Below are 11991 nucleotides of genomic sequence, written 5' to 3'. Positions count from 1 at the left end.
GATACGGCCGGGCCGTAATTCCATCGAGATTCTCGCCCAGTCGCGGTTTATTGTTATTTTTGGCTTTCCCGGGTTTCCGAGGCAGGCCGCTTCGTGCCCGTGAATTTGACCCAGGAGACCTGGGTGATGAGCTGGTTGAGGGCGGCGAACGAGATAGCCGCGTTCGTGGCAAAGCGGGGAGTGGAGTTGCTTGGGAAGGTGGCCAGGCTGGCGTCGCCGACGAGGAAAACGTTGAAATCCTTCGAGAGGTTCTCGTATCCGGCCGTGGTGCGGCAATAGCACATGTCGGTTGCGTATCCGGTCAGAAGAACATGGCGGACTTTGTTCTTCTTGAGGAAATCGCGGAGCGCAGGGTAGCCGTCTTCGTCGAAGATCACGACATCATTATCTTCTGTGTCGATGTCTTTCGTGATGGGGACCGGTACGTCCCAGAAGTGTGGACCGTTGTAGCGGGGGCTGGCGTCGAGGCCGGGGAACTGGCGGAAGTAGTCGATGACCGGCTTGTCGCTGGAGATCGTCAGCGTTTCGGGAAGCGGTTCTCCCTTGTAAGTCAGGCTGGCGAGTTTTTCCTTCAGCTCTTTCCGGCCCTGCGTTCGTTCCGCGTCGGTGGGCTTGTGCCCAAACGATCGGTACATCTTTTTGCGGATGGGGTCGGAGGGCCCGCGGAGGCTGAACATGACCATGCTGACCTGGCCGCGTACCGACTTGAGGAATGGGTTGACCACCTCACGCGTGTGGCGGGCCGCCAGTTCATTCTTGACCGGGGTGCAGAAGTCGCAGACGCCGTTGGGCTCGGGCGTCTTCCAACCCTGGCCGTCGTCGATACCCCAGGGATGGACCATGATGACGGCCGTGTCGTCAGCGCGGAGCCGATTCGGCATCTCGATGATCCCGCGGCCGTTGTAGGTGAAGCGCCAGGCCCTCACGTTCAGATCGGCGTCCGGGTCGTCGACGAGAACGGGTGCCTCGAAGCGGGTCACTTCCTCGATCGGCGCGATGAACTCGGGGTGGTCGGCCAGGAGCGGCTTCGGGTTCGTCAACGGCATGAGCCGATTCTCGTAGACCCTCGTCCCCTTCTCCTGAGCCCCGGCCTCGGAAACGATGCCCAGCAGCAGCGCGAGGACCGGACCGAACCACCGAAGTGTTGGAACGTTGCCCATCGAAACGAATCTCCCTTCCACACTGAATCACGAGAGGGGCGCGGAGCCCGCATCACTCGAATTCTGATCGTGGTGAGCAGGAGAGGCAAGGCCCTCATCGGGATCGGTCGATTGATGCAAGCCAGGAAGCCAGAAAGCCAGGCACTCAAACTGGAGAAATTGGGTAGCTTCAGTTAACTTGCTACTCGAAGACCGCCAGGGATCGAGAGGAGCCAAGCCAGGAAGCCAGGCACTCAAGCTGCGTCGTCTCCGAGGCCCCGGCGATCATGAACCGAATTCAGGAATGGAAGGCTCTTCCCGTCACTGCACCGCAGCAGCTCGACTTTGCCGAAGCAGCCTTGACGCTTCGGAACGGGCTTGAGCCAGGTACTTGCGACGGAGTGATCCTGGCAGATTGGCGAACCTGACCGTCGAAACCTCCGGCCCCGTGGGATTTCGGTGAGGCGTCAGCCGTTCGACGAGCTTGCCCAGCCTACCCCTTCAGAAGTGCCTGGCCGTTCCTGGCCCTTCATGTCGTATTCAGAAAGGTGTATAAATCTGCTTTTTATCAGGCTTTTTCTCAAAAACATCTGTGGCGACCATAACAAGATTTCCGTTTTGAAATCTGTAGGTCTCTTCGACGTAGTCGAGCAAGATAGCCCTAGACTGCGGATAGATTCTCGGGCTCACTCGAATTGTGGCGATCCATCCACCTTTAGGCAATTGCTCAACATCTTTAATGACGCCAGCCCAACCAGAAACGCGACCCTGAATCTGTTGAAAGTAAGGGTCATGCTGTAACCAGTCAAAATGCAAGGCCCGTTCAGCATAAGACGCGTCAAAGCGTGACAGAAATTCTGCAACACTCGATTGCAGCATTTTAGAGTCTTTGTCTGCCTTAGGGTTCGGCAGAATAATTGTTTCAACGAGGTCGCGTTCCGGAAGAAGGTATTTCGGATTCGGCAAGGGTTGCCCTGGGCGGCGACTCGTTGCAAGCGACCTTGCTGTTGCAGATTTTGTCCGGCTGCTTCGACCTGAATCGCGGCCTTTTGGAGTGGTCTGTGCTCCGACTTCGGTAGCAAAGGAAAGCAGTGCCACTGAAGAAACAATCGCACACCAAGCTTTCTTGTTTGAAAAAGGAGTCATCTTGCCCACCTCTTTAAGTGGAAGTTTGGATAATCAGATTCGTGCGTCTTAATCTATTTAAGTATAACGTGCGTTTAGTCAATTAGGCTGCGCATCATCGGGTAGCATAATCTTGTCCATGTCTAGCCTCCATTCTCCAGGAGAGCCAAGGCCCGTTTTCGTTAACGTATACGTCAAATGCGTCCATGAAGGAAGCCAGGAAACCAGGGACTCAAACTGGAGGAACTGGGTAGCTTCAGTTGGCTCGCTACTCGAAGACCGCCAGGGGGCGAGAGATTCAACGACGATCAGGCTTCCGCTCAAAGCTGGACTGGGGTGCGGGCCGGCTGACTTTTCTCCCTCCTGGGTGGCGTCATCGGATTGGGTCGAGAGATCGTCGCGGAGCGTGGCCGTGACTTCCTGGTCCCGAACGTGGTCGAGCCGAGCGCGGAGCGAAGTGTGCGACGCCATCTCGGGAGTCTCGGCGATACCGGCGGCAACGGGGTTCAGGTCAATGTAAGCGGCGACGGCCAAGAGGGCTTCGTCGTCGAGCACGGCGACGCTGCGAAACCGGCCCTCCCAGAAGGCTCCGGTGTAGCCGTCCTCGCGGTTGGCCCGCCGAGCCAGTGGTTCCTTCAAGCTCTTTATGAACTAGCCCAGGTCTCCCAGCCTGGCGCGGGTCCGGGTGACCCAGGAAGCGTCCGCGGCGCATTGGCGCACCCGTTCCTCGGCGACCGGCAAGGCCTGTCCCAAGAGATCGCGGAGCGGGTGCAAGGTCAGCCAGCGGCGTGCGACCTCCTCATCCGACCACGCTCGAGCTCGGTCGGAACCGAGCCGGAGAAGGAGGTGGAGGTGATTGTCCATGACGGCAAATCCGCCGCAGTGGATGGCAAAGAGTTCGACGAGTTCCCGTAGCCGCGCGATGATCCAGTCCTTGCGGTGGGCGCAGTCGTCGCCGCAGAGTTGGGCGCGTCGGACGCAACGTGAGATGCAGTGATACCACGGTGTGACGGCTTCGTCGACGAGTTGCGAGCGTGGGGTAGACATCGTGGAACCTTCCTCGGTTTCGGCGAATCTACGGAGGATGTGATCGGTTGTCCACAGTAATGTGGAAAATCCACATGTCATGATCTTGTGGATCTACTAGGCCTCCCGTCTTACCGGGGCGGAGGTGCCTGGCCAGGTCTCTCCCCCACTTCAGAAGTGCCTGGCCACTCCTAGCCCCCATCGTGTCTTGACGGATTTGCCGATTCGTAAGAAGGTGAGCGGACCATGGCCTCGGCCATCCCCTCTCACGCTGAGACCGACCCATCATCGGAGATGATGGGCAATTAGGGGCTTGTCGTCGCTGTCCAGTCGGTTCGATCGGACGTCTCTCGATTCCAAGGTGGGGATCTGATGGGAAAGTTGACGAAAGTGGTCTCGGGATTAACGCTTCTCGTCCCTCTGGCAGCAGTGGCGGAGGAGCCTCGGACTTTTCCCCCGCTGAAACCGATCCGGGTCGGGCCCTTCGAACTCCGGGCTTCGACGACGAAACGCGGACTGGCAATGCTGTCCACCGCCCCCTTGCCCCCTCAGGTGTACACAATCCCCGGACGGATCGACTCCTCCGTCGTTGAAACAATGGTCATAAAGGACGATGCTCCCGGCTACCGTGGCACCGTGGTCTATCCAAGAAAGGGCGTGGAAGGGGACGAAGCGAGGGCACAGGATGATTTCGTGTCCCGGTTCCCCAAGTTGGATCCCTGCCCACCGGCCCGAATGTCGCACTTCGACTGGCTGCCACACTACGACGATCATCCAGTCCGTAACGCCGGCTGGATCGCTGTGGTCCATCGTGTCGAGCGGGATCATGACGGCGTCTGGAAGGTCACTGTCCGATTTAGCCCGAATATTTACTCCTGGTCGTTACAGTCGAAAATCTGGGATTACGTCGAGGAGATCTATCGCCTCGAAGGCGATTCCATCCGCCAGATCGCCTCCGATGCGGAGACCCCTAAGCCAAAAGCTCAGGTGTTTCCAGCCATCTTCTGAAGTCGCGCTGTCGGTTCAGTTAGTTAACAGGGCGATTGTACCAATGGTCCTGCGTTTCATGGTGCAATCGCCGTGGGGGTCAGAGGGTAACCGGGAATACTTGTCGTTTGGGCTTCGCGATTTCCGCATCCGAACTCAGGAGCGTGATCGTCCCGCCAGCTACCGAGGAACGGGCTTTAGCCAGGCACTTGCGACGGAGTGATCCTGGCAAATTGGTGAACCTGACCGTCGAAACCTCAGGCCCCGTAGGATTTCGGTGAGGCATCAGCCGTTCGACGAACTTACCCAGCCTACCTCTTCAGAAGTGCCTGGCCACTCCTGGTGCCCCCTTTCTTGCCATCAACACGGATGCAAGAATCGCATGGGGAACACTATTGGAGACATTTGTCGATATTGCCGTTGTCTAGGTGGAATAGGGCACCGCAAAATGTCTCAGGAATAAACTTGTTCAGATTATGCAGGCATAGTGAAAATAGGTTGTGTAAATATGCGTATTGAGTGATGACGTAATTGTAAATATTTTGTTTATGTATAAAGCTGAGTGTCCAGGGGTAGTTATGGCAAAGATGCAAGAAGACCTTGAGTGGAAGAGCCGCTGGGAAGAACGTGGTCTGGCGGTACAGCGGATTTTGGGTGATACGATTCCACCGGGATCGGTTACTTCATTCGCTTGGAAGGAATACGTCCTTCCGGGGGCTTGTGCGATGAGGTTCAGTCCACGGCGTGCGAGCGACGGCTTCCTTTGTATGACGCTTGGCCTTACGCAACCGCTTCACTCAACAGACACAGCGTTTCCGTGGGAATTCTCGGTTAGAACAAACAGCCTTGAAGAATGGCCTTGCGACTTGTTGTACCAGATTCTTACTCAGTGGTTGTGGGAAAAGGGCGACATGGGTTTTGGCTACCATCTTCCCTTCGTGTTTTTTACGGATCGTGGCGGCAAACTCTGGTCTGGTATTTCCGACGATGTTTTCGAGTTGAACGTGGTTGGAACCATCCGTGGGCTTTATTTGTGGACAGATGAGCGTCGTCTGAGTTTCAAAACATCGTCGGGAGATTTCAGATTGTTGGTAGTGGTGGGCGTGACCGAAGATGAAGACCGTCTGGCTCATTCAACTACGCCTGCCCATTTGATGTTGTTTCTACGCTGCATGGGGGTCAGCCAAATCTGTGACCCCTATCGACGTTCGGCGCTGTCCATTCCCGGTGCAACCGACCAATGGCGTCGCATTGAATGCATGTCTCACGACAATGCGTTCGATGAGCTTCAAGGTATGGTTTAATTCTGGTGTTAGACAGAGCGGGCTTGAGCCAGGCGCTTGCGACGGAGTGATCCTGGCAGATTGGCGAACCTGACCGTCGAAACCTCAGGCCCCGTGGGATTTCAGTGAGGCATCAGCCGTTCGCCGAACTTAGCCAGCCTAGCCCTTCAGAAGTGCCTGGCCACTCCTGGCCCTTGCGACGGAGTGATCCTGGCGGATTGACGAACCTGACCGTCGAAACCTCCGGCCCCGTGGGATTTCAGCGAGGCGGTCGAAGGTGCCTGGCCAGTCTCCCCCCCCCGCACCGATCCGGCTGGATGGCCGAGTTGAGATGTGCCCGGTTGGTGGGCATAGACCCATAAGCAATGGCGACGTCTGTCCCATATCTGGGATGCAAAGTGTCAATGTGAGATGCAGTATACAATTTGGGTATCCACACGATTGCGAAAGCTTAACGCATCAGTTTTGCAGGAAAATTCGGCACTCTCCCGTGATGGACTCGGGAGAAATTTTTCGGATTATTCGCCTTGCGTCGTGCTTTTGTATTTGCTGAGATATCCTACATCCGCAATGGATGCCACCTCACGCCAATGGATTGGAGACCGTTTCTGCGAGGGTGCCTCAATGAACGAGACTCCAGGCAGACGCTCACAAATCCGGCCTTTCGATGCGACGATCGCATCATCCATGCCGCGACTGCGTCGCGAGCAAAGCGACGACTGAGACGCGAGCAACTCTTTCTGTACGACCGCCCGGGGCAATCCTGGCTCAGTGGGAAAAATCCCTATCGCCAGTTCTAATCATCGAGTCACGATGCTCGCATAGTGGGCCACCGTCCCCGGTGCGCACCCATCATCCATCATCTTGGTCAGGCTCGTTGCCTCGACCCCGTCCCCGGTCTGCGCAGTCATCCCCAGTATCATATCACGACACCAGGACACCATTCATGGCTCCCAACGTCACGAGTCTGCTCGACGACCATGCAGCATCGTTGCTGAAAATTCAGGAGCAGTTGAAGGCGCAGAACAAAATGCTCGTGATCCGGACCAAACGGGCTCATGATCAACTCAAGTCGGTTATCGAGAAGAATGCCGCCTTGCATAAGTGGGCATCCCGATTGGACGAACTTCTCAGCAAATCGGGACGCTCAGAAACGTCGTTTCGTTACCTTTCATTCATGTTTCTAGCAATGATGATGGGATTTGTTGGGCTGGCCTGCTACCAATACCGCGAGATTCAGGACCAGGCGAACGAGCGAAAGGAGCTCGTTTCCAAAATCGACACGCTGGAACGGAAGATGGTCTCTCAGGTTCAGGGCCAGGCGAACGAGCGAAAGGAGCTCGTTTCCAAAATCGACACGCTGGAACGGACGATGGCCTCTCGGGTCCAGGACCAGGCGAACGAGCGAAAGGAGCTCGTCTCCAAAATCGACATGCTGGAACGGATGATGGTCTCTCGGGTCCAGGACCAGGCAGGCGAGCGAAAGGAGCTCGATTCCAAAATCGACATGCTGGAACGGATGATGGTCTCTCGGGTCCAGGACCAGGCAGGCGAGCGAAAGGAGCTCGATTCCAAAATCGACATGCTGGAACGGATGATGGTCTCTCGGGTCCAGGACCAGGCGAGCGAGCGAAAGGAGCTCGTTTCCAAAATCGACACGCTGGAACAAATCTTGGTGGCACAAGAGTATAAAGACATAGTGAAATCAGCCAATATGCTAGGCACCCAAAATGCTGCAGAACGGTCGGGTCAGAACGTTGAATCAACGGCAATCGTGACGTCGGCTCCAAGCACCATCAGTGCACCTGCGAAGTAGAAACAGCGGTTGCGGCATCCTCCTCATCCTCGGTGATTCATTCGCTCGGAGATTTGCGCACGCGGCCCTGCATGATGTGTACAGGTTGTTCAGCAACTACCGCAATTATGGACAATCAGTTGGCTAGGGCCGGCCCGTCATTTCTCGGACCGCCCTGGCTGGCGGGGTTTTGCTCGCGCGTGCCCGAGCACCAACGACCCCTGTGGCCACGCCCTACGCCCGGCCGGGCATTTCCGTCTGATCCCAGTCGGCCGGGATGCGGGTGCCGATGAGTGCAAATCCCCTGCCCGTCTGATCTGGTAAAGCTTCACATGAAGCTTTGCCAGATCAGCCCCGGCCTGCCTCCCGGCGGAGTGCGGCGAAGATGTCGCGGACGTTGCTGGGGCATTGCGCCACCCGTCGTCTCAGGTGGTCGTCGGTCACGGCGCCCAAGCCGAGCACCAAGGTGGCGTCGGGCTTGGACAGGCCCAGCCCGGTGATCAGCAGTACGGGCTTTAGCCAGGCACTTGCGACGGAGTGATCCTGGCAGATTGGCGAACCTGACCGTCGAAACCTCTGGCCCCGTGGGATTTCAGTGAGGCATCAGCCGTTCGCCAAACTTACCCAGCCTACCCCTTCAGAAGTGCCTGGCCACTCCTGGCCCCCCCCTCGCCCAGCAGCGCACGGCGCCAGGCCCGCCGCTTGTCGGCATGGCTGGGACGATGCTGCTGTGGAACGGGCTTAAGCCAGGCACTTGCGACGGAGTGATTCTGGCAGATTGGCGAACCTGGCCGTCGAAACCTTAGGCCCCGTGGGATTTCGGCGAGGCATCAGCCGTTCGACGAACTTACCCGGCCTACCCCTTAGTTCAAGTTTCGCACTATTCCCGAATGTCAAATACGAACTTGTGGATTCAATAGGGCCCCAAAAAAAACGTCGGCGCCTCTGTCAGTTCTTGGCAAATTGTTTGGGCCTTACACCGAACAATTTGCCCTGACATAGGACGCCGACTCATGGAACTTACACCCTCTTTCCTCCTCTTGCTACAGCAATCTACACCCGTCTTCACCAATCCCTCCTTCCATACCTTCACCTCGATCGCCTCCGGCTGGTTCCTCTCCAATCGCCACCGCTATATCACCGAACTCATCTTCTCCAGCGGGCACATCGGCATCGGTCATTGGTCACGCTTCCATCGCTTCTTCAGCCACGCCGCTTGGAATCTCGATCGCTTCTCGATGTACCTGGCCAAGTTCGTCGTCACCATTCTCGCACCGAACGCCACTCTTTACTGGGCCGTCGACGACACCCTCTGCCGAAAACGCGGTCTCACTCTCTATGGCGCCGGCATGCACTACGACCCACTCATTTCCAGTCGAGCCAAAGCTCTCGTCAGTTGGGGACACGACTGGGTCGTCCTCTGCTTGATCGTCGTCCACCCGTTCTGGGCGCCGACCAAAGTCTTTGCTTTACCCATCGCCATGCGGCTCTACGTCAACCGCCAAGGCTTGACCAAGGGGAAAAAGAACCAGAAAAAGAAAAAAGCCAAGCCCGATCCCAATCATCGCACCCGCCCCGAACTCGCCATGGAATTGATCTCCTTGGCGGCGGGCTGGTTCCCCGACGACGAGATCCTCATCACCGGCGACAGCGCCTATGGGGGCCAGAGCATCCTCGGCCAACTCCCGCCTCGGGTCCATCTCATTAGCCATGTCCATCCCAAGGGGGCACTCTACGAGCCGGCGCCTCCCAAGGGGGAGAAGACCAAAGGGGCACCCCGCAAGAAAGGCAAACGCCTCCCAGGGATGAACGTGTGGGCCGAGGATGCGAATCAACCCTGGACCTCACTCGACTTCGACCAGTTCGGGCTCCATGCCAGCTTGGCGGTTAAGACGATCCAGGCGCTCTACTACAAGGCCGGCAAGAACCGACTTCTCACGATCGTCTTGGTGCGTGACCTGAAAGGGAAACGCCCCGATCAGATGTTCTACTGCACCAAGCTGGATTGGACCGTCCCGCAGATCCTCTCGGCCTACTCATACCGTTGGGCAATCGAATGTACTTTTGAAAATACCAAGCAACTTCTCGGCCTCGAGGATCCCGCCAATCGCCTCCCCAAGGCCATCGAGCGAACCGCGCCGATGGCCTTGCTCCTCTACAGCTTGGTGGTTGTTTGGTTCCACCAAACCGGTCATCGATTTCTTCGCTTTCCGGTCCGGCCCTGGTATCCGAAGAAGCAAGAGGCCTCGTTTGCCGACCTGCTGACGACCTTGAGGCGAGTCAGCTATGAGGAGAAAACCGAGAGAGAGCTTTCCAAACGGTGTGACCTAAAAGCCTGGATTACGCAGCTCACCGAATTTCTCAGCCGCGCAGGCTGAGCCGGCTCCAGCCGGAGATTTCGGCCTTCTCTCGCACTTGATCAAGGGTTCGCTGGGGTCGAATTCGGGCCTCGGGCCGCTCCCGATCCGTCCCTGTTAATGCGAAACTTGAACTTAGAGGTGCCTGGCCACTTCTGGCCCTCAGTTCAAGTCGCCCTGCACGAACTCGATGACCCTTCCAGCCTCGTCCGCCCGCTCGTTGACGATCCGCATGAGTCTCCGGGTATTGCCTTCCCACATAAGTACAAAAAGGTAATTTGTTGAACAATTGTTGAACTGTATTTGTCTTACGCCGTGAGGGACGTCGAACTGATCTTGGAAGCACACGATCTCGGGCCTGGCGGGCACGCCGTTGGTCCCTACCTCGCCAGCCACCTCGGCCGGAACCCCCACGTAATTGACCTGGGCCGCGCCCCTCTGCTGGATCGCTTCCGAAGCTCTGGGGCTGAATACCCATGTGATATAGGTGTAGTTCCTCTCGGTCGTCGGGTTGTTGACGACATTCTGGAGCTTAAGGCGGGTTACCTCTGCGGCGAGGGCCCTTAACCTCGTTGACGCCTGCGCCCCATAATCGGGCTGAAACACGCCGCCAATCACGCGATTCGCCTGCCGAGGTGCGAGTTGAGTCAGGTCCTCATGAAGCCTCCTCAGGTGAATCTCGATCCCACTCGGTCCGGTGAATTCATTAATCATGACCCTCCGGGCCGCTTGCTTGTCTGGCTCTCGCCGATATCGCTCTTTCAGGATTGCAACATGAAGCGTGGCGGCCGCCTGATAAGCTTCTGCGGCGTCGATTCCGCGCCCACGGTATTGCTCCAAGGCCCGCCCAGACAACATCCGGGCGGCTAGCAGCGTATTTGCTGCGTCCGTGGCCCGCGTATTTTCCAAATAGTTTGCAAATTCAGCCCGCGCGCGGGCGAACTCGCTGTTCGTGATGTTGAGGAATTGTAGGTCGATGTTGTTGAATATCACATCGAGCCTCCCCTGGATCTGGGAGCGGAACCGCCGTGTCTCCCGGTCCCGCTCCATCTCGGTCGCGAAGCCCCACACAGCCCTTACAGCCGAAGCGGCGGTCGCGGGATCGATCTGGGCTCGAACCGGCGAGGGGCACAACACGACCAGCAGGACAAGAACGCGTCGAACGTGTAACATGATCCGCTAAGCTCCGTTTGTGTGGCCCACCGCCTAATTTGTTAGACAGAACCAATTCCGTCTAACACTTATCGGATTCTCTACTCTGGACTGACTTGATATGTGTTAAGTGATTAACAGTTAGCATTGCTTATCAAACTGGATTCTATCTCCGCTCGTCGCTGGTCGCCAGAGAATAATGGAACCTCAGAAAAATTGACGCAACGCACGAAATCGCGACTAAAAAATTCAATGATCCGCCAAAGAGCTAAATCTTCGGCGTTTCATGATAACGCCGCTCCAACTCGGCCAGGAGTAACGGCCGTTTCTTCTTGAAGCGGGCCCTTCTTCATGATCGTGCGGCGGTTCCGTGCCTCGGTCTGGCACGGCGGCTCACGAGATGTTCGATAGGGAAGCAGGTCGTCCGCGGTGAACGGCCCGGGATGCGCCGCGTGAGCGCCCAAGGTATGCACCAACGTCGCTCCCTCCAGGACCAACCGAATCCCCGCGTGGCGATGACTGTGAATCCGCCGCTCGTGACTCTTTGGCAAGCGAAACCAACGCTCTGGATCGAGATTGTCCCGAATCGCTTCATGCTTCGCCTCACCGACGAACAAGCCGGCCAGGAAGCTCAGGATCACCGTCGCCATGCCGTGGCGGATCGGGTCCTCGGCCTGTTCGAATTGATCAATCAGGCCCCCGATCTTCTCTTCCCGCTGCGTGACCTCCTCGGTCCCCGGCTCCAGCGTCGCGGCCACCTCCGCGATCAGATCCACGAGGAGAACGGGCTTGAGCCAAGCACTTGCGACGGAGTGATCCTGTCAGCTTGGCGAACCTGGCCGTCGAAACCTCAGGCCCCGTGGGATTTCGGCGAGGCATCAGCCGTTCGACGAACTTACCCAGCCTACCCCTTCAGAAGTGCCTGGCCATTCCTGGTCAGGCCCCTTGAGTCGCGGGCACTCGCGGTGCGTGAACGCCTACGTTGAGGACAACGCCGGGGCAAGCCTACACTCACCGAGGCCATGAGGCATGGCTTCCGGTAGAATCATCTTGCAGAGCCTGGCTTCCTTGGCTGTTTTGGCTTGCCTGGCTGCTCATGGAGATCGGTCGATTGATGATCTCTCATG

At 57.4% G+C, this 11991-nt stretch carries 11 protein-coding genes; 5 read left to right on the top strand and 6 right to left on the bottom strand.

The window, feature by feature from the left end:
* Nucleotides 1-53: 53 nt before the first annotated feature.
* From V5E97_RS01295 to V5E97_RS01280, 4 genes are all read right to left on the bottom strand, one after another.
* A complete protein-coding gene (locus tag V5E97_RS01295) occupies nt 54-1160 on the bottom strand; it encodes a hypothetical protein (RefSeq protein ID WP_406697466.1) in 1107 nt (368 codons plus the stop codon).
* A gap of 519 nt (nt 1161-1679) precedes the next feature.
* Nucleotides 1680-2285 (bottom strand): hypothetical protein, encoded by a 606-nt coding sequence (locus V5E97_RS01290; RefSeq protein ID WP_406697465.1) that lies wholly within the window; start codon nt 2283-2285, stop codon nt 1680-1682.
* A 78-nt stretch (nt 2286-2363) separates the two neighbouring features.
* Nucleotides 2364-2903: a transposase gene (locus V5E97_RS01285; RefSeq protein WP_406697464.1), complete on the bottom strand. Its 540-nt coding sequence runs from the start codon at nt 2901-2903 to the stop codon at nt 2364-2366.
* 12 nt (nt 2904-2915) lie between these two features.
* Nucleotides 2916-3311 carry a hypothetical protein gene (locus tag V5E97_RS01280; protein WP_406697463.1) on the bottom strand — a complete coding sequence of 132 codons (396 nt, stop codon included), beginning with the start codon at nt 3309-3311 and terminating at the stop codon, nt 2916-2918.
* Between the two features lie 351 nt (nt 3312-3662).
* Here V5E97_RS01280 and V5E97_RS01275 point away from each other — a divergent pair, with 351 nt between their 5' ends.
* The 5 genes from V5E97_RS01275 to V5E97_RS01255 all read left to right on the top strand — a co-directional run bounded on the left by V5E97_RS01275 (nt 3663) and on the right by V5E97_RS01255 (nt 9733).
* Nucleotides 3663-4298: a hypothetical protein gene (locus V5E97_RS01275; RefSeq protein ID WP_406697462.1), complete on the top strand. Its 636-nt coding sequence runs from the start codon at nt 3663-3665 to the stop codon at nt 4296-4298.
* Nucleotides 4299-4855: 557 nt separating this feature from the next.
* A complete protein-coding gene (locus tag V5E97_RS01270) occupies nt 4856-5581 on the top strand; it encodes a hypothetical protein (RefSeq protein ID WP_406697461.1) in 726 nt (241 codons plus the stop codon).
* 925 nt (nt 5582-6506) lie between these two features.
* Nucleotides 6507-7376: a hypothetical protein gene (locus tag V5E97_RS01265; protein WP_406697460.1), complete on the top strand. Its 870-nt coding sequence runs from the start codon at nt 6507-6509 to the stop codon at nt 7374-7376.
* Between the two features lie 364 nt (nt 7377-7740).
* On the top strand, nt 7741-7896 hold the full coding sequence (locus V5E97_RS01260; RefSeq protein ID WP_406697459.1) for a hypothetical protein: 156 nt from the start codon (nt 7741-7743) through the stop codon (nt 7894-7896).
* Nucleotides 7897-8368: 472 nt separating this feature from the next.
* Entirely contained in the window at nt 8369-9733 is a 1365-nt protein-coding gene (locus tag V5E97_RS01255; RefSeq protein WP_406697458.1) for an IS701 family transposase, read from the top strand.
* A gap of 141 nt (nt 9734-9874) precedes the next feature.
* Here the strand turns inward: V5E97_RS01255 and V5E97_RS01250 are convergent, their stop codons facing one another.
* Both V5E97_RS01250 and V5E97_RS01245 read right to left on the bottom strand, forming a co-directional pair.
* Nucleotides 9875-10885 carry a hypothetical protein gene (locus tag V5E97_RS01250; protein WP_406697457.1) on the bottom strand — a complete coding sequence of 337 codons (1011 nt, stop codon included), beginning with the start codon at nt 10883-10885 and terminating at the stop codon, nt 9875-9877.
* Nucleotides 10886-11148: 263 nt separating this feature from the next.
* A complete protein-coding gene (locus V5E97_RS01245) occupies nt 11149-11622 on the bottom strand; it encodes a hypothetical protein (protein ID WP_406697456.1) in 474 nt (157 codons plus the stop codon).
* Nucleotides 11623-11991 lie beyond the last annotated feature (369 nt).

It is taken from the genome of Singulisphaera photorubra (assembly GCF_045290345.1).
Lineage (GTDB): Bacteria > Planctomycetota > Planctomycetia > Isosphaerales > Isosphaeraceae > Singulisphaera.
The sequence above is the reverse complement of the archived record's forward strand: the minus strand, read 5'-3'. Positions and strand labels throughout refer to the sequence as shown.